Origin of the sequence: Trinickia dabaoshanensis (assembly GCF_002879885.1) — a bacterium.
Classification (GTDB): Bacteria; Pseudomonadota; Gammaproteobacteria; order Burkholderiales; family Burkholderiaceae; genus Trinickia; species Trinickia dabaoshanensis.
This window is the reverse complement of sequence record NZ_PNYA01000013.1, coordinates 18193-43982: the sequence shown is the minus strand read 5'-3', so window position 1 is coordinate 43982 and position 25790 is coordinate 18193. Positions and strand designations below refer to the sequence as shown.

General features: G+C 62.7%; 23 protein-coding genes and 1 tRNA gene. 23 read left to right on the top strand and 1 reads right to left on the bottom strand.

Translation table 11 applies throughout. The features are described from left to right. The first annotated feature begins 18 nt into the window (after window positions 1-18). Together pssA and C0Z18_RS15550 are read left to right on the top strand one after the other, a co-directional pair. On the top strand, window positions 19-906 hold the full coding sequence (gene pssA / locus C0Z18_RS15555) for a CDP-diacylglycerol--serine O-phosphatidyltransferase (RefSeq protein WP_102646313.1): 888 nt from the start codon (window positions 19-21) through the stop codon (window positions 904-906). A gap of 346 nt (window positions 907-1252) precedes the next feature. Beyond that, the gene (locus C0Z18_RS15550; RefSeq protein WP_102646312.1) at window positions 1253-2797 is read left to right on the top strand and encodes a 2-isopropylmalate synthase; all 1545 of its coding nucleotides are present in this window, start codon (window positions 1253-1255) and stop codon (window positions 2795-2797) included. Between the two features lie 179 nt (window positions 2798-2976). Here C0Z18_RS15550 and C0Z18_RS15545 read toward each other — a convergent pair whose 3' ends face one another. Next, on the bottom strand, window positions 2977-3480 hold the full coding sequence (locus tag C0Z18_RS15545; protein ID WP_102646311.1) for a hypothetical protein: 504 nt from the start codon (window positions 3478-3480) through the stop codon (window positions 2977-2979). Window positions 3481-3639: 159 nt separating this feature from the next. On the opposite strand from C0Z18_RS15545, the gene C0Z18_RS15540 reads away from it, so the two are divergent. The 21 genes from C0Z18_RS15540 (at window position 3640) to nuoN (ending at window position 25789) form a co-directional block, all read left to right on the top strand. Further along, window positions 3640-4950, top strand: coding sequence for a branched-chain amino acid ABC transporter substrate-binding protein (locus C0Z18_RS15540; RefSeq protein ID WP_102646423.1), 1311 nt, complete (start codon window positions 3640-3642; stop codon window positions 4948-4950). Between the two features lie 116 nt (window positions 4951-5066). Then, complete coding sequence (rpsO, locus tag C0Z18_RS15535; protein WP_102646310.1) at window positions 5067-5336, top strand: 30S ribosomal protein S15; 270 nt, start codon at window positions 5067-5069, stop codon at window positions 5334-5336. Between the two features lie 389 nt (window positions 5337-5725). After that, complete coding sequence (pnp, locus tag C0Z18_RS15530) at window positions 5726-7876, top strand: polyribonucleotide nucleotidyltransferase (RefSeq protein ID WP_102646309.1); 2151 nt, start codon at window positions 5726-5728, stop codon at window positions 7874-7876. A gap of 119 nt (window positions 7877-7995) precedes the next feature. Next, a complete protein-coding gene (locus C0Z18_RS15525) occupies window positions 7996-9015 on the top strand; it encodes an NAD(P)H-quinone oxidoreductase (RefSeq protein ID WP_102646308.1) in 1020 nt (339 codons plus the stop codon). A 173-nt stretch (window positions 9016-9188) separates the two neighbouring features. Continuing rightward, the gene (gene tpiA, locus C0Z18_RS15520; protein ID WP_102646307.1) at window positions 9189-9968 is read left to right on the top strand and encodes a triose-phosphate isomerase; all 780 of its coding nucleotides are present in this window, start codon (window positions 9189-9191) and stop codon (window positions 9966-9968) included. A 79-nt stretch (window positions 9969-10047) separates the two neighbouring features. Next, window positions 10048-10416, top strand: a complete 369-nt coding sequence (gene secG / locus C0Z18_RS15515) for a preprotein translocase subunit SecG (RefSeq protein ID WP_102646306.1) — start codon at window positions 10048-10050, stop codon at window positions 10414-10416. A gap of 115 nt (window positions 10417-10531) precedes the next feature. Beyond that, a tRNA-Leu gene (locus C0Z18_RS15510) sits at window positions 10532-10616 on the top strand. A gap of 172 nt (window positions 10617-10788) precedes the next feature. Beyond that, the gene (locus tag C0Z18_RS15505) at window positions 10789-11148 is read left to right on the top strand and encodes an NADH-quinone oxidoreductase subunit A (protein WP_102646305.1); all 360 of its coding nucleotides are present in this window, start codon (window positions 10789-10791) and stop codon (window positions 11146-11148) included. Between the two features lie 67 nt (window positions 11149-11215). Further along, a complete protein-coding gene (locus C0Z18_RS15500; protein ID WP_006052903.1) occupies window positions 11216-11695 on the top strand; it encodes a NuoB/complex I 20 kDa subunit family protein in 480 nt (159 codons plus the stop codon). A 19-nt stretch (window positions 11696-11714) separates the two neighbouring features. Next, a complete protein-coding gene (locus C0Z18_RS15495) occupies window positions 11715-12317 on the top strand; it encodes an NADH-quinone oxidoreductase subunit C (RefSeq protein WP_102646304.1) in 603 nt (200 codons plus the stop codon). Between the two features lie 9 nt (window positions 12318-12326). Next, complete coding sequence (locus tag C0Z18_RS15490; RefSeq protein WP_102646303.1) at window positions 12327-13580, top strand: NADH-quinone oxidoreductase subunit D; 1254 nt, start codon at window positions 12327-12329, stop codon at window positions 13578-13580. Between the two features lie 122 nt (window positions 13581-13702). After that, a complete protein-coding gene (nuoE, locus tag C0Z18_RS15485; protein WP_102646302.1) occupies window positions 13703-14188 on the top strand; it encodes an NADH-quinone oxidoreductase subunit NuoE in 486 nt (161 codons plus the stop codon). Beyond that, window positions 14185-15513, top strand: coding sequence for an NADH-quinone oxidoreductase subunit NuoF (nuoF, locus tag C0Z18_RS15480; RefSeq protein ID WP_102646301.1), 1329 nt, complete (start codon window positions 14185-14187; stop codon window positions 15511-15513). The genes nuoE and nuoF overlap by 4 nt, the downstream gene beginning before the upstream one ends. 139 nt (window positions 15514-15652) lie before the next feature. Next, a complete protein-coding gene (nuoG, locus tag C0Z18_RS15475) occupies window positions 15653-17983 on the top strand; it encodes an NADH-quinone oxidoreductase subunit NuoG (RefSeq protein WP_102646300.1) in 2331 nt (776 codons plus the stop codon). Then, complete coding sequence (gene nuoH / locus C0Z18_RS15470) at window positions 17984-19048, top strand: NADH-quinone oxidoreductase subunit NuoH (RefSeq protein ID WP_102646299.1); 1065 nt, start codon at window positions 17984-17986, stop codon at window positions 19046-19048. 11 nt (window positions 19049-19059) lie between these two features. Then, window positions 19060-19548, top strand: a complete 489-nt coding sequence (gene nuoI / locus C0Z18_RS15465; protein WP_102646298.1) for an NADH-quinone oxidoreductase subunit NuoI — start codon at window positions 19060-19062, stop codon at window positions 19546-19548. 125 nt (window positions 19549-19673) lie between these two features. Next, window positions 19674-20360: an NADH-quinone oxidoreductase subunit J gene (locus tag C0Z18_RS15460; protein ID WP_102646297.1), complete on the top strand. Its 687-nt coding sequence runs from the start codon at window positions 19674-19676 to the stop codon at window positions 20358-20360. A gap of 17 nt (window positions 20361-20377) precedes the next feature. Further along, window positions 20378-20683, top strand: coding sequence for an NADH-quinone oxidoreductase subunit NuoK (gene nuoK, locus C0Z18_RS15455; RefSeq protein WP_102646422.1), 306 nt, complete (start codon window positions 20378-20380; stop codon window positions 20681-20683). 17 nt (window positions 20684-20700) lie between these two features. Continuing rightward, on the top strand, window positions 20701-22779 hold the full coding sequence (nuoL, locus tag C0Z18_RS15450) for an NADH-quinone oxidoreductase subunit L (RefSeq protein WP_102646296.1): 2079 nt from the start codon (window positions 20701-20703) through the stop codon (window positions 22777-22779). Between the two features lie 15 nt (window positions 22780-22794). Continuing rightward, complete coding sequence (locus C0Z18_RS15445) at window positions 22795-24285, top strand: NADH-quinone oxidoreductase subunit M (protein ID WP_102646295.1); 1491 nt, start codon at window positions 22795-22797, stop codon at window positions 24283-24285. Between the two features lie 25 nt (window positions 24286-24310). Continuing rightward, complete coding sequence (gene nuoN / locus C0Z18_RS15440) at window positions 24311-25789, top strand: NADH-quinone oxidoreductase subunit NuoN (RefSeq protein ID WP_102646294.1); 1479 nt, start codon at window positions 24311-24313, stop codon at window positions 25787-25789. Window position 25790: the final 1 nt, after the last annotated feature.

The window sequence follows — 25790 nt, the reverse complement described above, 5'->3', positions numbered from 1 at the left end:
CGGCGGCAGGAGAGTCAGATGGCCGCTTTCAAACCGCGTCGTCCGCGCTCCGGTACGACACCGATGCCGCGCCCGTTCCGGCGCAATCCGTTTAGGCGCAATAAAACGCTCGGGTCCGAAATGGCGCCCGCGGAAAGCCGCCGCGCCGCGCGCCAGCAGTTTTTGCGTACCCGCGGTATTTACCTGCTGCCGAACGCGTTCACCACGGCCGCGCTCTTTTGCGGATTTTTCGCGGTCGTGCAGGCCATGAACGTGCGCTTCGAAATCGCGGCCATCGCGATCTTCGTGGCCATGGTGCTGGACGGCATGGATGGGCGCGTGGCGCGCATGACGCACACGCAAAGTGCGTTCGGTGAGCAGTTCGACAGTTTGTCGGACATGGTCTCGTTCGGCGTGGCGCCCGCGCTCGTCATGTACGAGTGGGTGCTGAAGGATCTCGGGCGTTGGGGTTGGCTCGCGGCGTTCATCTATTGTTCGGGCGCCGCGCTGCGGCTGGCGCGCTTCAATACGAACATCGGCGTCGTCGATAAACGCTTCTTCCAAGGATTGCCGAGCCCGGCCGCGGCGGCGCTGATCGCCGGCTTCGTGTGGCTCGCCACCGACAACCGCGTGCCGCTGAAGCTCGTTTGGCTGCCCTGGGTCGCTTTCGTACTGACCGTCTATGCCGGTATGACGATGGTGTCGAATGCGCCGTTTTATAGCGGCAAAGCGTTGGATGTCCGGCATCGCGTGCCGTTCGCCGCGATTTTGCTCGTGGTCGTCGCGTTCGTGCTGGTTTCGTCGGATCCGCCCCTGATGCTGTTCGGTCTGTTCGTGCTGTATGGCTTGTCGGGCTATGTGTTCTGGGCCTATATGGCCGTGCGCGGGCGCGACAATCCGGCCCGGTCGGTGCCGCACGATCACTGAGAAAAATGTCGGCCAAGGTGTCGGCTATGGCCCACGCGCCGCCGGTTTCTGGAAGGCTCAGCCCCCGGGACCGGCGTGTTCGGGCCGGCGCGGCCCGACCGATTGCGCGATTTCGCGAATGCCGCTATAGTCGGCGACATGTCGATTTTGACCTTCCCCCGCCTATCCCTTCTCGCCGGTGCGCCTCTATGCGCGCTAGCGCTAGCGCGCCTACCGCGCTAATCGTTTTCGCCCCCGTCTGCCTCGTTCGTTGTTCGGCGTCGCCAGCGGTGGCGCGAGCGCCCGAATTGTCGTTTTCCGTATCCACCCCCGTATTCCGAAAGCAAACGTCCCCTGGAGACATGAGATGGCAGACAAGCTGATTATTTTCGACACGACGTTGCGCGACGGCGAACAGTCGCCCGGCGCATCGATGACGAAGGAAGAGAAGATCCGCATCGCGAAACAACTCGAGCGGATGAAGGTCGACGTGATCGAGGCCGGTTTCGCTGCCAGCTCGAACGGCGACTTCGACGCGATCAACACGATCGCCTCGCTGATCAAGGACAGCACGGTTTGCTCTCTCGCCCGCGCGAATGACAAGGATATTCAGCGTGCCGCCGACGCGCTGGCGCCCGCCGACCACTTCCGCATCCACACGTTCATCGCGACCTCTCCGCTGCACATGGAGAAGAAGCTGCGGATGACGCCCGAGCAAGTGTACGAGCAGGCTCGCCTGGCGGTGCGCTTCGCGCGCAAATTCACGAACGACGTCGAATTCTCGCCCGAGGACGGCAGCCGTTCGGACATGGATTTCTTGTGCCGCATCCTGGAAGCGGTGATCGACGAAGGCGCGACGACGATCAACATCGCCGATACGGTCGGCTACGGTGTGCCCGAACTCTACGGCAACTTGGTCAAGACGCTGCGCGAGCGCATTCCGAACTCGGATAAGGCGATCTTCTCCGTGCACTGCCACAACGATCTCGGCATGGCGGTGGCGAACTCGCTGGCCGGGGTGAAGATCGGCGGGGCGCGCCAGGTGGAATGCACGATCAACGGTCTCGGCGAACGCGCGGGCAATACGGCGCTCGAGGAAATCGTGATGGCCGTGAAGACGCGCAAGGACTATTTCGGCCTGGACGTCGGTATCGATACGACGCAGATCGTGCCGGCGTCCAAGCTCGTTTCGCAAATCACGGGTTTCGTCGTGCAGCCGAACAAGGCGGTGGTCGGTGCCAACGCGTTCGCGCATGCGTCGGGTATCCACCAAGACGGCGTGCTCAAGGCCCGCGATACGTACGAAATCATGCGTGCGGAAGACGTGGGCTGGAGCGCGAACAAGATCGTGCTCGGCAAGCTCTCGGGCCGCAATGCGTTCAAGCAACGGCTGCAAGAACTCGGCGTGTCGCTCGATAGCGAGAACGAATTGAATCAGGCGTTCGCGCGGTTCAAGGAGCTGGCCGATCGCAAGGCGGAGATTTACGACGAAGACATCATCGCGATCGTCTCCGAGGAGTCGGCCGCCGCGGCCCAGCGCGAGCATTACAAGTTCGTCTCGCTGGCCCAGCATTCGGAAACGGGCGAGCGTCCGCACGCGCGCGTCGTGTTCTCGGTGGACGGCAAGGAGACGGTGGGCGAGGCCCGCGGCAATGGTCCCGTCGATGCCACGCTCAACGCGATCGAAGGCGAAGTGGGCAGCGGTTCCGAGTTGTTGCTGTACTCCGTGAACGCGATCACCACGGGTACCCAGGCGCAGGGCGAAGTGACGGTGCGTTTGTCCAAGAGCGGGCGGATCGTGAACGGCGTCGGCACCGACCCGGATATCGTCGCGGCGTCCGCCAAGGCTTATATTTCGGCGTTGAACAAGCTGTATGCGAATGTCGAGAAGGTCAACCCGCAGGGCGTTTGAGGGGCGGGAGCGTCTCTTAGCGAAAATCCTCGGATGATCGCGAGGCCGGCTCCTCCTTGACCGATTCCCTCGGCGATTGCCGCGAAGCCCCGTGAGCTGCCGGTTCACGGGGCTTCGTTTTATCCGGATGCCCTATTGACCGTCGGGGCAAGGCCGAGGTTGCTTTCCGCGCTCCCCCCTCACCACAGCCGGTCGCGCTCGGGTTCGTGCAGCGGATCGGGCGTCTTTTGCGTTAGCCGAAGAATGCCCTGCGGATCGAAGTAGAAGTGGTAGAGCTGGTACCACACGTTGTCTTCCTGGTATCGATACGTCCACACCTCGCGCTTCATCAACGGAAAGTAAGCCGTCTCCACCGGGCGCCCGAAGTTGACGAGCACGTCCTGCTTGGTCCACGTGCCGATCTGCGCCTTGTAGAACTCGTTCGGTTGCAGCACTTGCCGCACCGATACGATCTTGCCCGCGGCATCGACGTCGGCGGCCGTGGTCGTTTCGCCCATCGGCTGCGTGGGCCACATTAGACGCTTGCCGCCGTTCGGCAAGTCGTAGATCTCACGCGGCGGGCCTAGACGCGCGACCACCGCCGATTGATCCTGGCCGGCCGAAAACCCTTGCCAGGGCTGTGCGCAGCCCGCGAGCGCGAGGGCCAGGGCGCAGCCGAACGCGACGGAAAGACGCTTCACCATAATTCCTCCGATGACTTTCACGACCGCGGTTTTATCACGGCCGCCGGTTTTTTGGACAGCACGCGTACGTAAAGATTTGCGCGCGGCCGCGCACCCGCTTGCGAATCGGTGCCTTCGCGGCCTATGATCCGCGCTTTCGAATGGTGCGAGACGCGGACGATGACGACAAAATGGACCAAGTGGGTAGCGATCGCCGGCGCGATGTTCGCGCTCGCGGCGCCCGGCACGAACAGCGAGGCAGCGAGCGCCCCGATCCGGCTTGCGTTGATCGAAGGCATGTCGGGCCCGTTCGCCGACGCCGGCGCAGCGGTGGAGCGCAACGTGCGTTTCGCGATCGAGCGCGTCAACGCGCGCGGCGGTGTGACGCTGTCCGACGGCGCGCATCCGCTCGAACTCGTCGTGCTGGATAGTCAAGGCAGCGTGGAGCAAGCGCTCGTGCAACTGCGCGCCGCGGCCGACCGGCACATTCCGTTCGTGTTGCAGGGCAACGGCTCGGCTGTCGCGGCGGCGCTCGTTGCGGCCATCGACAAGCAAAATGCGCGTGAGCCCGATAATCGCGAGCTTTTCTTGAACTACTCCGCCGACGATCCCGCGCTCACGGGTGCCGGATGCAGCTTCTGGCATTTCCGCTTCGACGCCCACGCCGGCATGCGGATGAATGCGCTGGCCGACGTGATCGCACGCGACAAATCGGTCAAGCACGTCTACCTGCTCAACCAGGACTACAGCTTCGGCCACGACGTCAGCACGCTCGCCCGGGCCGCGCTCGCGGCGCGGCGGCCCGACATCGCTATCGTCGGCGACGAGTTCCATCCGATCGGCCGCGTCAAGGATTTCACGCCGTACATCGCCAAGCTGCGCGCGAGCGGCGCCGATGCCGTCGTCACGGGCAATTGGGGGAACGATTTGGCGCTGCTCGTGAAAGCGGCGCGCGAGCAGGGCTTCGCCGGGAAGTTCTACACGTTTTACGGAAACAGTCTCGACGCGCCTGCCGCGATCGGCGAGGCAGGCGTGAAGCGCGTGGTGGCGGTGGCCGACTGGCACCCGAACGCCGGCACCGCGGCGCCGGCGGCCGAGCGCTTGCCGCATGCGAACGCGGCGTCCTCGGACGCTTACTACGCGGCGTTTCGCGCCCGCTTTCCGGCGGCGCACGACGACTACGCGCTGGCCCGCATCGACGTCATGATCGAGATGCTCGCCGAGGCGATCGGGCGCGCGCACGATGCCGATCCGCTCGCCGTTGCGAAGGCGCTCGAAGGGGCGAAGTTCGAAAACGGCTTCGTCCGCGCATGGATGCGTGCCGAAGATCACCAGTTGATCCAGCCCCTTTATGTGATCGAGATGGATAAGGCGGGGACGCCGGGCGTGCGGTTCGACAACGAGGGATCGGGCTACGGATTCCGCACGGTGCTGGCGCTGCCGCCGGGGCAGACCGAGAGCCCGAGCGAGTGCCGCATGAAGCGGCCGTAGCGGGGGTGCCCGGCAGGGCTCGCCCCGGCTTTCGGTTGTGCTACAATGCGCGCTTCGTCGTAACCCACGGCACGGCCTTTCTTCCGTGACCGCCTGTTTGTTTTAAAGGAAATCAAATGTCTGTAGCTGATATCAAGAAGTCCGACATCGTCGCGCAATTCGCTCGCGGCACGAACGACACGGGTTCGCCCGAAGTGCAAGTTGCACTGCTCACGTCGCGTATCAATGAGTTGACGACGCACTTCAAGTCGCATTCGAAGGATCACCACAGCCGCCGCGGTCTGCTGCGCATGGTGAGCCGCCGTCGCAAGCTGCTCGACTACCTGAAGGGCAAGGATGCCGACCGTTACCGTTCGCTGATCGAAAAGCTCGGTCTGCGCAAGTAATCGGCGCCGCCGCGTTATGCAAGATGCCTGTGTCAGTGCGCTGATACAGGCATTTGTTTTTTGCAGCGCCTCAACGTGGCGTGAGCCGGATACCTCGACGGTATCCGGTGGGCACAAACGGCACGCACCGTGCGTGTACGTGGCGTAGGACGTAACAAACCCGAGCGCGCATCGATCGCGCGCGGCGGGGTGCTTCATAGCAGTCGGCAAAGGCGGGCAGAGCTTTGTGTCATTCCAGCGCGGCGAGATGGCCGCCATCGCTGAGCGCGGCGCTGGAATGGCATAACACTCCTCTTCCCGCAGGTGCGCCGGCTGCCGGCGCCGCCCGGCGATGCCTCGCGCATCGCGGCGGCGATCCCAAATAGATTAGAAGACAGAAGGAGTGATCTATGTCCATGTTCAATAAAGTCGTTAAAGAATTCAAATGGGGACAACATAACGTTCGCCTCGAAACCGGCGAGGTCGCGCGCCAAGCATCGGGCGCCGTCATCGTCGACGTGGAAGATACCGTCGTGCTCGCCACCGTCGTCGGTGCCAAGTCGGCCAAGCCTGGTCAGGACTTTTTCCCGCTGACCGTCGACTACATCGAAAAGACCTACTCGGCCGGTAAGATCCCGGGCGGGTTCTTCCGCCGCGAGGGCCGTCCCTCGGAGCATGAAACGCTCACGTCGCGCCTGATCGACCGGCCGCTGCGTCCGCTGTTCCCGGAAGGCTTCTACAACGAAGTTCAGGTCGTCATCCATGTGCTGTCGATCAATCCGGACGTGCCGGCCGATATCCCCGCGCTGATCGGCGCGTCGGCCGCGCTGGCCGTCTCGGGCCTGCCGTTCAACGGCCCCGTCGGCGCCGCGCGCGTTGGTTACATCAACAACGAATTCGTGCTGAACCCGACGCGCAGCCAGCAAAAGGAGTCGCGCCTGGACCTCGTCGTCGCCGGTACGGAACGTGCCGTGTTGATGGTCGAATCCGAAGCCCAGCAATTGCCCGAAGACGTGATGCTCGGCGCGGTAGTGTTCGGCCATGAGCAAATGCAAACGGCTATCGACGCGATTCACGAACTCGTGCGCGAAGGCGGTAAGCCCGAATGGGATTGGCAGCCGGCGCCGAAGGACGAAGCGCTGATCGCACGCGTCACCGAAATCGCACATGGCGAGCTCGTTGCCGCTTATCAACTGCGCAACAAGCAACAGCGCTCGACGAAGCTGAAGGAAGTCTACGCCGCGACGAGCGCCAAGCTCGAGGAAGCGGCTACGGCCGCGGGCGAAGCGCCGGCCGACAAGACCGCTGTCGGCAACATCTTGTTCGACATCGAAGCGAAGATCGTTCGCAGCCAAATCCTGAACGGCGAGCCGCGTATCGACGGCCGCGACACGCGCACGGTGCGCCCGATCGAGATTCGCACGGGCGTGTTGCCCCGTACGCACGGCTCGGCGCTGTTCACGCGCGGCGAAACGCAAGCGCTCGTGGTGGCGACGCTCGGCACGAAGGGCGACGAACAAATCATCGACGCGCTCGAAGGCGAATATCGCGAGCGCTTCATGCTCCACTACAACATGCCCCCGTTCGCCACGGGCGAAACGGGTCGCGTGGGTACGCCCAAGCGCCGCGAAATCGGCCACGGCCGTCTGGCCAAGCGCGCGCTGGCCGCGTGCCTGCCGAGCGCCGAAGAGTTCGGCTACTCGATCCGCGTCGTTTCGGAAATCACCGAGTCGAACGGTTCGTCGTCGATGGCATCGGTGTGCGGCGGCTGCCTCGCATTGATGGATGCCGGCGTGCCGATGAAGGCGCACGTCGCCGGCATCGCCATGGGCCTGATCCTCGACGGCAACAAGTTCGCGGTGCTGACCGACATCCTCGGTGACGAGGATCATCTCGGCGACATGGACTTCAAGGTGGCCGGTACGGCCGACGGCGTGACCGCGCTGCAAATGGATATCAAGATCCAAGGGATCACGAAGGAAATCATGCAAGTCGCGCTCGCACAGGCGAAGGAAGGCCGCATGCATATCCTCGGTAAGATGACGGATGCCGTGTCGGGCGCCAACACCGAGTTGTCGGCGTTCGCGCCGCGCATGATCACGATCAAGATCAACCCCGAGAAGATCCGCGACGTGATCGGCAAGGGCGGTTCGGTGATCCGCGCGCTGACCGAAGAAACGGGCACGACGATCGACATCTCCGACGACGGCGTCGTGACGATCGCGAGCACGAGCAGCGAAGGGATGGCCGAGGCCAAGCGCCGCATCGAAAACATCACGGCCGAAGTGGAAGTGGGCCAGATCTACGAAGGCACCGTGCTCAAGCTGCTCGAGTTCGGCGCGATCGTGAACATCTTGCCGGGCAAGGACGGTCTGCTGCACATCTCCGAAATCGCCAACGAGCGCATCAAGGACATCAAGGATTACCTCACCGAAGGTCAGCAAGTGAAGGTCAAGGTTATCCAAACGGACGAGAAGGGCCGCGTGCGCTTGTCGGCCAAAGCGCTGCTGAACGAAGGCGGCGCGGGTTCGGCACCCTCGGAGCCGGCGCCGCAGCAGTAACGCGTCGCCAGTTCGGGGCAATGAACCGCTCCTAGTAACGGCCGGCCGCTTTCCAAGCGCGCCGGCCGTTTTTTCATCAGAATAGTGCCGGTTCTCTGTGCGACTGCCTCGGAGGTGATGTGAAAGCGATCGAAATTACGGAGTTCGGCGGGCCGGAAGTGTTGGTGCTCGCCGAGCGGCCCCAGCCGGTGCCGGCGGCAGGCGAGGTGCTCGTCAAGGTGGCGGCGTCGGGCGTGAATCGCCCCGATGTGTTTCAGCGCAAGGGGGCGTATGCGCCGCCGCCCGGCGCGTCCGATCTGCCGGGTCTCGAGATCGCCGGCGAAATCGTCGGCGGTAACATCGACGAAAAGCACAATCCATTCGGGCTGAAGATCGGCGATCGCGTCTGTGCGCTGCTCGCGGGCGGCGGCTATGCGCAGTATGCGAGCGTGCCGCTCGCTCAATGCTTGCCTGTGCCGAAGGGATTGACCGATATCGAGGCCGCGTCGCTGCCGGAGACGTTCTTCACGGTCTGGAGCAATGTGTGCGACCGGGCGCGGCTCGGCGCGGGCGAAGGCGGCGAGAACGAGACGCTGCTCGTGCAGGGTGGCACGAGTGGGATCGGCGTCACGGCGATTCAGATCGCTCACGCGCTCGGCTTCCGTGTCTTCGCAACGGCCGGAACGGCCGAGAAGTGCAAGGCGTGCGAGGCGCTCGGCGCCGAGCGCGCGATCAACTACAAATCGGAAGACTTCGTCGAAGTCGTCAAGTCGCTGACGAACGATCGCGGCGTGGACGTGATCCTCGATATGGTCGCCGGCGGATACGTGCCGCGCGAGCTTTCCGCGCTGGCGGACGGCGGCCGCCTCGTCATCATCGCTTTGCTCGGCGGCGCGAAGGCCGAGGTCAACCTCGCGGAAGTGCTTCGCCGGCGATTGACGATAACGGGTTCGACGTTGCGTCCGCGCTCGATCGAATTCAAAGCGAAAATCGCCGCGCAACTGAAGAAGCGCGTTTGGCCGCTCATCGACGCCGGGCGCATCAAGCCGGTCGTCTATCGCGTTTTGCCGGCCAACGAGGCGAGCCAGGCGCATGCGTTGATGGAAAGCGGGGAGCACATCGGGAAGATCGTTCTGGATTGGAGCACGGTCTCGGTTTGACGGGCCCGGCGGATCGAGTGCCCGCGGGCGAGGGCGCGCCTGGGCGGGGGCCGCGGCCGCCGGTTTGACCGGGTCCCGCCTAGCACAGTAAAATTGCGTGTTTTGCGTGCGGCTTCGCGTGGCACGAGCGCTGCAGGGATTGTCGCGGCGAATACAACACACGGGCGAGACAGATGTCGGAACAGCGAGTGAAGTGGGTAATCGGCAATTGGAAGATGCACGGACGCCTCGCGGAAAACGCGGCGCTTTTGCAGGCCGTCGCCGATGGCGCAAGCGCGATCGGCAATTCGATCCGGATGGCCGTGTGCGTGCCGACCCCATATCTTGCGCAAGCGCAGGCGCTGCTGTCGGGCAAGCCGCTCGCGTGGGGCGTGCAGGATATTTCCCCCTACACGCACGGCGCCTATACCGGTGAGGTGGCGGCCGAGATGGCGGGCGAATTCGGTGCAACGCTCGCGATCGTCGGTCACTCGGAGCGCCGCGCCTATCACGCGGAAAGCTCCGAATTGGTGGCGGCCAAGGCGCGCCGCGCGCTCGAGGCCGATCTCACGCCGATCGTCTGTATCGGCGAAACGCTGGACGAGCGCGAGGCGGGTACCACCGAGTCGGTTGTCGGCGCGCAGTTGGACGCGGTGCTGAAGCTCCTGTCGGTCGAAGAAGCCGGGCGTATCGTCGTTGCGTACGAACCCGTCTGGGCCATCGGCACCGGGCGTAGCGCCACGGCTGAACAGGCGCAAGAAGTGCACGCGTTCTTGCGTGCGCGCCTCGCGCAAAAGGATGCGTCGCTCACGCGCGTGCCCTTGTTGTACGGCGGCAGCGTGAAGCCCGAGAATGCGCTGGCGCTGTTCGGCCAAGCGGATATCGACGGCGGCCTGATCGGCGGCGCGTCGTTGAAGAGTGAAGATTTCCTCGCGATTTGCGAGCAAGCGAAGGCGGCCGGTCGCGCCGGCTGACGCCCACGCGCAAACGCGAAAGGGCAATCCGGCGCTATCTAACGAGCCGGATGCTCAAACCTCTAATTAGGTGAGTCAGATGCTGTTTTTGAAAACGTTGATCATCGTCGTGCAGCTGCTGTCGGCACTGGGCATCATCGGCCTTGTGCTACTGCAGCATGGCAAGGGTGCCGACATGGGTGCGGCATTCGGTAGCGGTGCCTCCGGCAGCCTGTTCGGCGCCACGGGTTCCGCGAATTTCTTGTCCCGCACGACAGCGATTCTCGCGACCGTCTTCTTCATCACGACGCTCGCGCTGACCTATATCGGCTCGTACAAGTCCCGTCCCTCGGCGGGTCTGCTGGGTTCGGTGACGGCTCCCGCGGCAACGAGCGCACCGGCTTCGGCCGCGATCGCATCGGCCCCGGTGGCCGCCCCCGCGCCCGCAAGCAACGCAGTTCCGAAATAATAAATTTCGCATAAAGTTGCATTTGTGCGTTGAACAATTCTAGGAAGCACGTTAGAATTTAAGTCTTGAAGCGATTCGCGGGTTCCAACAAGTTGTGTCCCGGATTGCAGACAGTGCCGACGTGGTGAAATTGGTAGACACGCTATCTTGAGGGGGTAGTGGCGAAAGCTGTGCGAGTTCGAGTCTCGCCGTCGGCACCAAAGTTATCCAATGCCAGCCGCATGCTTCGCTTCGGCTGGCATTGTCACTTCTAGAGTCATGCTTACGTCTTCCATGCGGTGTAGTGTGAAAGGCTAGTTGTAATCGAAGTGATTTTCTGTAGGGATGGGACCGATCCCTACGGTACTCAGAACCAACCGAAAGAGGATAGTCTTGAACCTCGCAGCCTACTTCCCCGTATTGCTCTTCCTCCTCGTGGGCGCCGGTTTAGGCATTGCACTTGTCAGTATCGGCAAGATCCTCGCGCCCAGCCGCCCCGACAATCAAAAGAATTCGCCGTACGAGTGCGGCTTCGAAGCCTTCGAAGACGCGCGCATGAAGTTCGATGTGCGCTACTACCTCGTCGCCATCCTGTTCATCATTTTCGATCTCGAGACCGCGTTTCTGTTTCCGTGGGGTGTTGCCCTGCGCGATATCGGCTGGACGGGCTTCATGGCGATGATGATTTTCCTCGTCGAACTCCTGCTCGGTTTCGCCTACATCTGGCGTAAGGGCGGGCTCGATTGGGAGTGATGGGTTAATCGCCGGTTTCTTGCGGGCGGTGTATAAAGCCAACCGTCCCGTCTGGAGTGCAAAGCAAATGAGTATCGAAGGGGTCTTGAAGGAAGGGTTTGTCACCACCACGGCTGACAAACTGATCAACTGGACGCGCACGGGTTCGCTCTGGCCGATGACCTTTGGTCTCGCCTGCTGCGCCGTCGAGATGATGCATGCGGGCGCGGCCCGTTACGACCTCGACCGGTTCGGGGTCGTGTTCCGTCCCAGCCCGCGTCAGTCCGACGTGATGATCGTGGCCGGTACGCTGTGCAACAAGATGGCACCCGCGCTGCGCAAGGTCTACGACCAAATGGCCGAACCGCGTTGGGTGATCTCCATGGGTTCGTGCGCCAATGGCGGCGGCTACTACCACTACTCTTATTCGGTTGTGCGCGGCTGCGATCGCATCGTGCCGGTCGACGTCTATGTGCCGGGCTGCCCGCCGACGGCGGAAGCGCTGGTCTACGGCGTGATCCAGCTCCAGGCGAAGATCCGCCGCACCAACACCATCGCCCGTCAATAAGCGCAAGCTTCCCCACTTTATGGCAAGCAAACTCGAGACCCTCAAAGCGAACCTCGAGGCGGCCTTTGGCGGCCGTCTGACGAGTATCACCGAGTCGATCGGCGAGCTGACGATCGTCGTCAAGGCGGACGACTACCTCGATGTCGCCAAGCGTTTGCGCGACGATCGCTCGCTCGGCTTCGAGCAGTTGATCGACCTCGCCGGCGTCGACTATCAATCGTACGGCGACGGCGCTTATGACGGCCCGCGCTTCGCGGCCGTTTCGCATCTTCTGTCCGTGTCGAACAACTGGCGCCTGCGTCTGCGCGTGTTCGCCCCCGACGACGATATGCCGATCGTGCCGTCCGTCGTCGAAATCTGGAATTCGGCCAACTGGTACGAGCGCGAAGCGTTCGACCTGTACGGCATCGTCTTCGAAGGCCACCCGGATCTGCGCCGCATTTTGACCGATTACGGTTTCATCGGGCACCCGTTCCGCAAGGACTTCCCGGTGTCGGGCTATGTCGAAATGCGTTACGACCCGGAAGAAAAGCGCGTCGTCTACCAGCCGGTGACGATCGAGCCGCGCGAAATCACGCCGCGCGTGATTCGCGAGGATCGCTACGGCGGTCTGAAACACTAAGAGGGCGCCATGGCAGAGATCAAAAACTACACGCTCAACTTCGGCCCGCAGCACCCGGCAGCGCACGGCGTGTTGCGCCTCGTGCTCGAACTCGACGGTGAAGTGATCCAGCGCGCCGATCCGCACATCGGCTTGCTGCATCGTGCGACCGAAAAGCTCGCCGAGAGCAAGACCTACATTCAGTCCGTGCCTTACATGGACCGTCTCGATTACGTGTCGATGATGGTCAACGAGCACGGCTATGTGCTCGCGATCGAAAAGCTGCTCGGCATCGACGTGCCGATTCGCGCGAAGTACATCCGCGTGCTGTTCGACGAAATCACGCGCGTCTTGAACCACTTGATGTGGATCGGCGCGCACGCGCTGGACGTCGGTGCGATGGCCGTGTTCCTCTATGCGTTCCGCGAGCGCGAGGATCTGATGGACGTCTACGAGGCGGTGTCCGGTGCGCGTATGCACGCGGCCTACTACCGTCCGGGCGGCGTTTATCGCGATCTGCCCGATGCCATGCCCCAATACAAGGCATCGAAGATCCGTAACGCGAAGGCGCTGGAACGGATGAACGAAGCGCGGCAAGGCTCGCTGCTCGATTTCATCGACGATTTCTTCACGCGTTTTCCCGGTTGCGTCGACGAGTACGAAACGCTGCTCACCGACAACCGCATCTGGAAGCAGCGCTTGGTCGGCATCGGCGTCGTGAGCCCGGAACGCGCGTTCCAGCTCGGTTTGACGGGTCCGATGCTGCGTGGCTCGGGCGTGGAGTGGGACTTGCGCAAGAAGCAGCCGTACGAGGTGTACGATCAGCTCGACTTCGACATCCCCGTCGGCGTCAACGGCGATTGCTACGACCGTTACCTCGTGCGCGTGGAAGAAATGCGCCAGTCGGTTCGCATCGCCAAGCAGTGTATCGAGTGGCTGCGCAAGAATCCGGGGCCGGTGATGACCGATAACCACAAGGTCGCGCCGCCCTCGCGCGTGGGCATGAAGTCGAACATGGAAGAGCTGATTCACCACTTCAAGCTCTTCACGGAAGGGTTTCACGTGCCGGAAGGCGAGGCGTACGCGGCGGTCGAGCATCCGAAGGGCGAATTCGGCATTTATCTGGTGTCCGATGGCGCCAACAAGCCGTATCGCCTCAAGATTCGCGCGCCCGGTTACGCGCACTTGGCCGCGCTCGACGAAATGGCGCGCGGCCACATGATCGCGGACGCCGTGACCATCATCGGTACGCAGGACATCGTGTTCGGCGAAATCGACCGGTAAGCGCCGCACGGCGCGCTGCATGCGAGTCGCCGATACGCGTCTCGCCGCGCGCCGGGTCTGCCGCGACGAGCAAGGCGGCAGGTTTTCGTTCGGTAGGAATTGAAAGAGTTCGTGTTCTCAAAATGATCTCAGCTGAAGGCCTGAAAGAAATCGATCGCGCGGTGGCGAAATATCCCGCCGATCAGAAACAGTCCGCCGTGATGTCGGCGTTGGCCACCGCTCAGGAAGAGCACGGCTGGCTGTCGCCCGAACTGATGCAGTTCGTGGCGGACTATCTCGGCATGCCGGCCGTCGCCGTGCAGGAAGTGGCGACGTTCTACACCATGTACGAGACGTCGCCCGTCGGTAAGCACAAGATCACGCTGTGCACGAATTTGCCGTGCCAGCTCGGCCCGCATGGCGGCGCCGAGGCTACGGCCGAATATCTGAAGAAGAAGCTCGGCATCGACTTCGGCGAAACGACGCCCGATGGCAAGTTCACGCTCAAGGAAGGCGAGTGCTTTGGTTCGTGCGGCGACGCTCCGGTGCTGCTCGTGAACAACCATCGCATGTGCAGCTTCATGAGCCCCGAGAAGATCGACGCTTTGCTCGAGGAGCTTTCGAAATGACGTCTTTGCACGACCGTCACATCAAACCCCTGATTCTCGCGGGCCTGACCGGCGAGAACTGGCATCTCGAAGATTACGTGGCGCGCGGCGGCTATAAGCAGCTGCGCCGTATCCTCGAAGAGAAGATCGCGCCCGAGCAAGTCATCGCCGACGTCAAGGCCTCGGGCCTGCGCGGCCGCGGCGGTGCGGGCTTTCCGACGGGCCTGAAGTGGAGCTTCATGCCGCGTCAGTTCCCGGGGCAGAAATACCTCGTCTGTAATTCGGACGAAGGCGAACCGGGTACGTTCAAGGATCGCGACATCCTGCGCTGGAACCCGCATGCCCTGATCGAAGGCATGGCGATCGGCGCCTATGCGATGGGTATCACGGTCGGCTACAACTACATTCACGGCGAGATCTGGGAAGTCTACAAGCGCTTCGAGGAAGCGCTCGAAGAGGCCCGCCGCGCCGGTTTCCTCGGCGATAAGATTCTCGGCACGGATTTCTCGTTCGAGTTGTACGCGCACCATGGTTACGGCGCCTACATCTGCGGCGAAGAAACCGCGCTGCTCGAGTCGCTCGAAGGCAAGAAGGGTCAGCCGCGCTTCAAGCCGCCGTTCCCGGCGAGCTTCGGCGTGTACGGCAAGCCCACGACGATCAACAACACCGAGACGTTCGCGGCCGTGCCGTTCCTGCTGGAAATCGGCCCGCAGCAATATCTCGAGCTCGGCAAGCCGAACAACGGCGGCACGAAGATTTTCTCGGTGTCGGGCGACGTCGAGCGTCCGGGCAATTACGAAGTGCCGCTCGGCACGCCGTTCGCGACGTTGATGGAACTGGCCGGCGGCGTGCGCGGCGGCAAGAAGCTGAAGGCAGTCATTCCGGGCGGTTCGTCGGCACCGGTCGTGCCCGGCGATCTCATGATGCAAACGGATCTGGACTACGATTCGATCGCGAAGGCGGGATCGATGCTCGGTTCGGGCGCCGTCATCGTGATGGACGAAACGCGCTGCATGGTGCGCTCGCTGCTGCGTCTGTCGTACTTCTACTATGAAGAGTCGTGCGGCCAATGCACGCCGTGCCGTGAAGGCACGGGCTGGCTGTATCGCGTCGTGAATCGCATCGAGCACGGTCAGGGCCGCAAGGAAGATCTCGATCTGCTCAATTCGGTGGCCGAGAACATCATGGGCCGCACGATCTGCGCGCTCGGCGATGCGGCGGCGATGCCGGTGCGCGGCATGCTCAAGCATTACTGGGACGAATTCGAATATCACGTGGAGCACAAGCGTTGCCTCGTCGGTGGCCACGCGAGCGCTTCGACCGCTGCGGACGCGGTACTCGCTTAGGCGGCGTTACTTACGCAGCGTCGCTTAGGTAGCGTCACGCGACTCCATCGCTTCACTCGGGCCGCCCGCCGAAACTGTTTCGGTGGGCGGTTCAGCGAGCAAAAGTTGAGCGGTAATAGGTTAAGGACCATTCACCATCATGGTTGAACTTGAAATAGACGGGAAGAAGGTCGAGGTGCCTGAAGGCAGCATGGTGATCCAGGCTGCGCACAAGGTCGACACGTACATTCCTCACTTCTGCTATCACAAGAAGCTTTCGATCGCGGCGAACTGCCGCATGTGTCTCGTCGAAGTCGAGAAGATGCCGAAGGCCGTGCCCGCCTGCGCGACGCCCGTGTCGGCCGGCATGGTCGTGCGCACGACGTCCGACAAGGCCGTCAAGGCGCAGCAATCGGTGATGGAATTCCTGCTCATCAATCACCCGCTCGACTGCCCGATCTGCGATCAGGGCGGCGAATGCCAGTTGCAGGACTTGGCCGTGGGCTACGGCAAGTCGGAGTCGCGCTATTCGGAAGAAAAGCGCGTCGTGTTCCATAAGAACGTCGGTCCGCTGATCTCGATGGAAGAGATGACGCGTTGCATTCACTGCACGCGCTGCGTCCGGTTCGGTCAGGAAGTGGCCGGCGTCATGGAACTCGGCATGCTCGGCCGTGGCGAACACTCGGAAATCACGACGTTCGTCGGCAAGACGGTGGATTCGGAACTGTCGGGCAACATGATCGATCTGTGCCCGGTCGGCGCGCTCACGAGCAAGCCGTTCCGCTACAGCGCCCGCACGTGGGAGCTCTCGCGCCGCAAGTCGGTGAGCCCGCACGATTCCGTCGGCGCCAACCTCGTCGTTCAAAGCAAGAACAACCGCGTCATGCGCGCGTTGCCGCTCGAGAACGAAGCGATCAACGAGTGCTGGATTTCGGATAAAGACCGCTTCTCGTACGAAGGCCTGAACAGCGACGAGCGTTTGACGCAGCCGATGATCAAGCAAGGCGGCAACTGGATCGAAACCGATTGGCAAACGGCGCTCGAATACGTCGCGAAGAGCCTGAAGGGCGTGGCCGCCGATCACGGCGCGAACGCGATCGCGATGCTCGGCAGCGCGCATAGCACGGTCGAAGAGCTGTTCTTGCTCAAGCAACTCGCGCAAGCGGTGGGGACGCCCAACGTCGATTTCCGTCTGCGCCAATCCGATTTCTCGGCGACGGCGGAAGGCGCGCCGTGGCTCGGCATGCCGCTCGCCGATCTCTCGACGATCGATGCCGCGTTCGTCATCGGCTCGTTCCTGCGCCGCGATCATCCGCTGATGGCTTCGCGTCTGCGCCAAGCCGCGCGCAGCGGCGCCAAGCTGCACCTGCTGCACGCGTCGGGCGACAACTCGCTGATTCCGACCGCGAAGACGATCGTCGCCGCGCCGTCGGCATGGCTCGATGCGCTGGCCGGCGTCGCCGCCGCCGTCGCTCAAGCTCGCGGCGTCGCATTGCCGGAAGGCGTGGCCGGCGCGCAAGCCACGGCGGCCGCGCAAGAAGTCGCCGCCGCGCTCGCGAACGGCGAACGCCGTGCCGTGTTGATCGGCAACAGCGCCGTTCAGCATCCCGAGTTCTCGCGTATCCACGCACTCGCGCAGTGGATCGCCGAGCAAACGGGCGCGACGCTCGGCTTCCTCACGGAAGCGGCGAATACGGTCGGTGCTCACCTCGTCGGCGCGCTGCCCGGCGCGCAAGGTCTCGATGCGCGTGCCGCATTCGAGCAGCCGCGCAAGGCCTACGTGCTGCTGAACCTCGAACCCGAGTTCGATACGGCCAACCCGGGTGAGGCATTGGCCGCGCTCAAAGCAGCCGAAACGGTGGTGGTGCTCTCGCCGTTCAAGACGGGCCTCGAGTATGCCGACGTCTTGCTCCCGATCGCGCCGTTCACGGAAACGGCCGGTGCGTTCGTCAACGCCGAAGGCACGCTGCAAGCGTTCAACGGTGTCGTGCGTCCGCTCGGCGAAACGCGCCCGGGCTGGAAGGTGCTGCGCGTGCTCGGCAATGTGCTCGGCTTGCAAGGCTTCGATTTCGATACGGTGGAAGACGTGCGCCGCGCGGCGCTGCCCGCCGGCGTCGAAGCTGCGCGCTTGAACAATCGCACGAACGCGGCGGTTGCACGCGGCGCGCAAGTGGCCGCTAACGGCGGGCTCGAGCGCGTGGCGGATGTGGCGATCTATCACGCCGACGCACTCGTGCGCCGCGCCCCGTCGCTGCATCTGACGATGGCCGCCCGCACGGCGAACGCGATCGGCCTGCCGGCCGCGCTGTTCGACAAGCTCGGATTGAAGGAAGGCGACACGGTGCGTGTGCGTCAGGGCGAGCGCTCGGTGCAAGCCGGCGCGACGCGCGACGCGGCGTTGGCGGACACGGCGGTGCGCGTATCGGCGGGCACGCAGCTCGGCGCGGCGCTCGGCGGCTTGTTCGGTGAACTCGTGGTGGAGAAGGCGTAAATGAGCTTGTTCGATACGATCAACGCAGGCGGCGCTCAGGCGCTCGGCGCAGCGTGGCCCACGGTGTGGGCGCTCGTGCGCATCGTCGTCGTCTCCGTCGCCATCTTGCTGTGCGTGGCGTACCTGATTCTGTGGGAGCGCAAGCTCATCGGCTGGATGCACGTGCGTCTGGGGCCGAACCGCGTCGGTCCCGCCGGCTTGCTGCAGCCGATCGCCGACGTGCTGAAGCTGCTGCTCAAGGAAGTGATTCAGCCGACGGCCGCGAACCGCTGGCTCTACTTGATCGCGCCGGTCATGACGGTCGTGCCCGCGTTCGCGGTTTGGGCCGTGATTCCGTTCCAAGCCAAGGCGGTGCTCGGCGACATCAACGCCGGTCTGCTGTACGTGATCGCGATTTCGTCGATCGGCGTCTACGGCGTGATTCTCGCCGGCTGGGCCTCGAACTCGAAGTACGCGTTCCTCGGCGCGATGCGCGCCGCGGCGCAAATGGTGTCGTACGAAGTGTCGATGGGTTTTGCGCTCGTCGTCGTGCTGATGACCTCGGGCAGCTTGAATCTGTCGGCGATCGTCGGTTCGCAAATGCGCGGCTTCTTTGCCGATCACGGCGTCACGTTCCTCTCGTGGAACTGGCTGCCGCTGCTGCCGGTGTTCGTCGTCTACTTCATCTCGGGCATCGCGGAGACGAATCGTCACCCGTTCGACGTGGTGGAAGGCGAGTCGGAAATCGTGGCGGGCCACATGATCGATTACTCGGGGATGGCGTTCGCGCTGTTCTTCCTCGCCGAGTACATCAACATGATCGTGATCTCGGCGCTGGCCGCGACGCTGTTCCTCGGTGGCTGGAGCGCACCGTTCGGCTTCCTGTCGTTCATCCCGGGCATCCTCTGGCTCATGCTGAAGGTGTTCCTGCTGTTGTCGGTGTTCATCTGGGCTCGCGCGACGTTCCCGCGTTATCGCTATGACCAGATCATGCGTTTGGGTTGGAAGGTGTTCCTGCCCGTGTGCATTCTCTGGGTGGTCGTGGTCGGCTTCTGGATCATGTCGCCGCTGAACATCTGGAAATAAAGGCGCGCAAGATGAATGCAATTCAAAATTTCTTCAAGACGTTTTTCCTGACCGAGCTGCTCAAGGGGCTCGCGCTGACGGGTAAGTACACGTTCCGGCGCAAGTTCACGGTGCAGTTCCCCGAGGAAAAGACACCGCTTTCCCCGCGTTTCCGAGGCCTGCACGCGCTGCGCCGTTACGAAAACGGCGAAGAGCGTTGCATCGCCTGCAAGCTGTGCGAAGCGGTGTGCCCGGCACTGGCCATTACGATCGAATCGGAAGTGCGCGAGGACAACACGCGCCGCACGACGCGCTACGACATCGATTTGACCAAGTGCATCTTCTGCGGATTCTGCGAGGAAAGCTGCCCCGTCGATTCGATCGTCGAAACGAGCATCCTCGAGTACCACGGGGAAAAGCGCGGCGACTTGTACTTCACGAAGGACATGCTGCTTGCGGTGGGCGATCGCTACGAAACGCAGATCGCCGCGTCGAAGGCGGCCGATGCGCCGTACCGTTAATAGCATTGACGCATTTGCTCTACGCGTAGTTGGGGTGACGCGGCGGTTCTCTCCGCCGCGGCATGGCGCGGCGTGCGCCGACTGCCACCACGCCTGAATGATGAGCTAACGATGAGCCGGTAATCATGGAATTCACGACCGTACTGTTTTACATCTTCGCGCTGCTCCTGACGGTGTCGGCCCTGAAGGTGATCACGTCGCGCAACCCGGTGGGGTCGGCGCTGTTTCTCGTGCTCGCGTTCTTCAACGCGGCCGCGATCTGGATGCTGCTCGAGGCCGAATTCCTCGCGATCTTGCTCGTGCTGCTCTACGTCGGCGCGGTCATGGTGCTGTTCCTGTTCGTCGTGATGATGCTCGACATCAATCTCGACGTGCTGCGCCGCGACTTCAAGAAGTTCGTGCCGATGGCGACCATCGTCGGCGCGATCATCGTCGTCGAAACGGCCCTGATCCTCTGGCACGGCTACGGCGCGACCACGACGCCGGTGGCGGGCGCGGCCGTTGCCGGTGCATCGTCGATGTCGAACACGTACCTGATCGGCAAGATCATCTACACCGATTACGTGTTCGCGTTCGAAGTGGCGGGCCTCGTGCTGCTGGTGGCGATCATCGCCGCCATCGCGCTGACGGCGCGCAAGGGCAAGGACAGCAAGCGCCAGCGCGTGTCCGAACAAGTGAAGGTGCGTGCGCAAGATCGCGTGCGCTTGGTGAAGATGCCGGCCGAACGTTCGACGCTGCCGGCGACCGCGGAAGGCGCGCCCGGCGAGCCGAACGCGAACGCCGGCGCGGGCGCGGTCGGCAGCAACCGTTGAGCGTCGAGGAGAAAAACATGTTGACCCTGGCTCATTACCTCGTGCTCGGCGCGATCTTGTTTGCGATCGGCGTCGTCGGCATTTTCCTGAATCGTCGCAACGTCATCATCATCTTGATGGCGATCGAGTTGATCTTGCTCGCGGTGAACACGAACTTCGTCGCGTTCTCGCACTACCTGGGCGACGTGCACGGGCAGATCTTCGTGTTCTTCGTGCTGACGGTGGCCGCGGCTGAAGCGGCGATCGGCCTTGCGATTCTCGTGACTCTGTTCCGTACCCTCGACACGATCAATGTCGAGGATCTCGATCAGCTCAAAGGTTAAATTCAGGCACTGCGGTTATGTCAACGACACTCAATGAAAACCTGCTGCTGGCGGTTCCGCTCGCACCGCTCGCCGGCTCGCTGATTGCAGGTCTGGGCGGGAAGGTGGTGGGCCGCAAGGGCAGCCACCGGGTCACGATTCTCGGCGTGTTGATTTCGTTCATCCTCTCGGCGATGGTGTTCGCCGACGTCATGCACGGCGGCAGCTACAACGCCACCGTCTACGAATGGATGAAGGTCGGCTCGCTCAAGTTCGAAATCGGCTTCCTCGTCGATTCGCTCACGGCGATGATGATGTGCGTCGTCACGTTCGTGTCGCTGATGGTGCACATCTACACGATCGGCTATATGGCCGAGGACGACGGCTACGAGCGCTTCTTCTCGTACATCTCGCTGTTCACGTTCTCGATGCTGATGCTCGTCATGAGCAACAACTTCCTGCAGCTGTTCTTCGGCTGGGAAGCGGTGGGCCTCGTGTCGTATCTGCTGATCGGCTTTTACTTCACGCGTGAGAGCGCCATCTACGCGAACATGAAGGCGTTCCTCGTGAACCGCGTCGGCGACTTCGGCTTCTTGCTCGGCATCGGCCTGATTCTCGCCTATGCCGGTTCGATGAACTACGGCGAAGTGTTCGCCAAGCGCGAAGCGCTTGCCGCGTTGACGTTCCCGGGCACGCAATGGGGCCTGCTGACGGTGGCCTGTATTTGCCTGTTCATCGGCGCGATGGGTAAGTCGGCACAGTTCCCACTGCACGTTTGGCTGCCCGATTCGATGGAAGGCCCGACCCCGATCTCGGCGCTGATTCACGCGGCGACGATGGTGACGGCCGGTATCTTCATGGTCTCGCGCATGTCGCCGCTGTTCGAGCTGTCCGACACCGCGCTGTCGTTCATCATGGTGATCGGCGCGATTACGGCGCTGTTCATGGGTTTCCTCGGCATCGTCCAAAACGACATCAAGCGCGTCGTCGCTTACTCGACGCTGTCGCAGCTCGGTTACATGACGGTCGCGCTGGGCGCCTCGGCGTACTCGATCTCGGTGTTCCACCTGATGACGCACGCGTTCTTCAAGGCGCTGCTGTTCCTCGGCGCCGGCTCCGTCATCATCGGCATGCACCACGACCAAGACATGCGAAACATGGGCGGCCTGCGCAAGTACATGCCGATCACGTGGATCACGTCGCTCGTCGGTTCGCTCGCGCTGATCGGTACGCCGTTCTTCGCCGGCTTCTATTCGAAGGATTCGATCATCGACGCCGTGGGCTTGTCGCATCTGCCGGGCTCGGGTTTCGCGTACTTCTCGGTCGTCGCCAGCGTGTTCGTCACCGCGCTCTATTCGTTCCGTATGTACTTCATGGTGTTCCACGGCGAAGAGCGCTTCCGTCATCCGAAGGATTACGGCAACGGCAACGGCCACGGCGCGGAATCCGCGGCACACGGCGGCAACGGTCACGACGATCACGGCCATGGCCATGGTCACGACGATCACGGTCACGCGCATGAGCCGCACGAAACGCCATGGGTCGTGTGGGTGCCGCTCGTCTTGCTGGCGATCCCGTCGGTCATCATCGGTGCGATCGCGATCGGCCCGATGATCTACGGCGACTTCTTCTCGCACGGCGTGGCGTTCGACAAGGTCATCTTCATCGGCGAGAACCATGGCGCCGTCGAAGAGATGAGCAAGGAATTCCACGGCTGGCTCGCCATGGCGCTGCATTCGGTCGCGTCGCTGCCGCTGTGGCTCGCGATTGCCGGTGTCGTGACGGCTTGGTTCTTGTACCTGAAGCGTCCTGATCTGCCGCCGGTGATCCGCCGCGCGTTCGGCCCGATCTACACGCTGCTCGAGAACAAGTACTACATGGACAAGATCAACGAAGTCGTCTTCGCACGCGGTGCGGTGGCCATCGGCCGCGGCCTGTGGAAGGAGGGCGATGTCGTGGTCATCGACGGTGTCGTCAACGGCAGCGCACGTTTCGTCGGCTGGTTCGCGAGCGTGATCCGCTTCCTGCAATCCGGTTACATCTACCACTACGCGTTCGCCATGATTATCGGCATGCTGGGGCTCCTTACCCTGTTTGTAACGCTCGGCGGCAAATAAGGCGGGGGACACTTAATGCACTCATTTCCGATTCTAAGTACCGCGATCTGGCTGCCGATCGTTTTCGGCTTGGCCGTTCTCGCCATCGGTTCCGACAAGAACCCCGGGCCCGCGCGCTGGCTGGCGCTGATCGGCTCGGTTCTCGGGCTCATCGTCACGCTGCCGCTCATTAGCGGTTTCGACACGGGCAGCGCCGCGCTGCAATTCGTCGAACAGGCGAACTGGATCGAACGCTTCCACGTCACCTATCACTTGGGCGTGGACGGCATCTCGATGTGGTTCGTCGTGCTGACCGCGCTCATCACGGTGATCGTCGTGATCGCCGGGTGGGAAGTGATCACCGAGAACGTGTCGCAGTACATGGCCGCGTTCCTGATCCTTTCGGGGATCATGGTCGGCGTGTTCAGCGCCGCGGACGGCATGCTGTTCTATGTCTTCTTCGAAGCCACGCTGATCCCGATGTACCTGATCATCGGCGTATGGGGCGGCCCGAACCGGATCTACGCCGCGTTCAAGTTCTTCCTCTACACGCTGGCCGGCTCGCTCCTGATGCTGGTCGCGCTGATCTATCTGTACGTCCAAACGGGTACGTTCGATTTGGCGACGTGGCAGAACGCGCGGATCGCGATGACGCCGCAGGTGCTGCTGTTCATCGCCTTCTTCCTGGCGTTCGCCGTGAAGGTGCCGATGTGGCCGGTGCATACGTGGTTGCCCGACGCCCACGTGGAAGCGCCGACGGGCGGTTCGGTCGTACTGGCCGCCATCATGCTGAAGCTCGGCGCGTACGGTTTTCTGCGCTTCTCGCTGCCGATCGCACCGGACGCGAGCCATACGCTCGCACCCGTAGTCATCACGCTCTCGTTGATCGCGGTGATCTACATCGGCCTCGTGGCGATGGTGCAAGCCGATATGAAGAAGCTCGTCGCGTATTCGTCGATCGCGCACATGGGCTTCGTGACGCTGGGCTTTTTCATCTTCAATCAGCTCGGCGTTGAAGGCGCGATCGTGCAGATGATCTCGCACGGCTTCGTCTCGGGCGCGATGTTCCTGTGCATCGGCGTGCTCTACGACCGCATGCACTCGCGTCAGATCGCCGATTACGGCGGTGTCGTGAACGTGATGCCGAAGTTCGCCGCGCTGGCGATGCTGTTCTCGATGGCCAATTGCGGCCTACCGGGTACCTCGGGTTTCGTCGGCGAGTTCATGGTGATTCTCGCGGCGGTCCAATTCAACTTCTGGATCGCGTTCGGCGCGGCGTTCACGCTGATTCTCGGCGCCGCCTATACGTTGTGGATGTACAAGCGCGTGTACTTCGGTGCGATCGCGAACGACCACGTGAAGGAACTCAAGGACATCAACTGTCGCGAGTACCTCATTCTCGGCGTGCTGGCCTTCTTCACATTGTTCATGGGCGTGTATCCGAAGCCCTTCACCGATGTGATGCACGTCTCCGTGGAAAACCTCCTCTCCCACGTCGCGCAGTCGAAGCTGCCGGTGTCACAGTAACGCCGAGCGGAGGAACGAAAAGATCATGCAAAACGCCCCTATGTCTCTCTTGTTGCCCGATGGGCTGCTGATGGCGGCCGCCGTCCTCGCGTGGCTGAACGAAACGTTCGCCGGCGATTCCGGCAAACGCCTGACGTACCTGATCGCGGTGCTCGCTTCGCTCGTCTCGGGTATCTGGTTCGCCACGCTCGTGTTCGATCCGCAGCCGCACTATTTCTTCTCGCACATGTACGTCGTGGATGGTTTCGCGAGTGCGATGAAGGCCGTGGTGTCGATCGGCTACGCGGTGACGATGATCTATTCGCGTAAGTACCTCGAAGACCGCAATCTGTTCCGCGGGGATTTCTTCCTGCTCGGCATGTTCGCGCTGCTCGGTCAGCTCGTCATGATTTCGGGCAGCAACTTCCTCACGCTGTATCTCGGTCTCGAGTTGATGTCGCTCTCGCTGTATGCGGCTATCGCGCTGCGCCGCGATGCCTCGCAGTCGAACGAAGCGGCCATGAAGTACTACGTGCTGGGTGCGCTCGCCTCGGGCTTCCTGCTGTACGGCATGTCGATGCTCTACGGCGCGACGGGCTCGCTCGATCTGACGGAAGTGCTCAAGGTCATCGCCTCGGGGCACGTCAACAAGTTCGTGCTGCTGTTCGGCGTGATCTTCATCGTGGCGGGTATTGCGTTCAAGATGGGCGCCGTGCCGTTCCATATGTGGGTGCCCGACGTCTATCACGGCGCGCCGACGGCGATGACGCTGCTCGTGGGCGGTGGCCCGAAGGTGGCGGCGTTCGCATGGGGATTGCGTCTGCTCGTGATGGGCGTGCTGCCGCTGGCCGGCGACTGGCAACAGATGCTGACGATTCTGGCGGCGCTGTCGCTGATCGTGGGCAACATCACCGGTATCGTCCAGCGCAACGTCAAGCGGATGCTCGCGTATTCGGCGATCTCGAACATGGGTTTCGTGCTGCTCGGCCTGCTCTCGGGCGTGGTCGACGGCAAGGCCGACGGCATGGCCGGGGCCTACAGCTCGGCGATGTTCTATAGCATCGTCTATCTGCTGACGACGCTCGGCTCTTTCGGCATCGTGATGCTGCTCGCGCGCCGCGATTTCGAGGCCGATACGCTCGACGACTTCAAGGGTTTGAACAAGCGCAGCCCGGTGTTCGCGTTCGTCATGATGGCGATGATGTTCTCGCTCGCCGGTATTCCGCCGACGGTCGGCTTCTATGCGAAGCTCGCCGTGCTGCAATCGACGGTCAACGCCGGTTTGACTTGGCTTGCCGTGTTGGCCGTGATCACGTCGCTATTCGGCGCGTTCTACTACCTGCGTATCGTCAAGCTCATGTACTTCGACGCGCCGCAAGATGCGTCGCCGCTGGAAAGCGATGCGTCGGGCCGTTGGCTGCTCGTGCTGAACGGCGTCGCCGTGCTGGTGCTCGGTATCGTCCCGGGCCCGCTGATGACGCTGTGCCTGAACGCCGTCACGCACACGCTGCCGGTCGCCCTCTGAT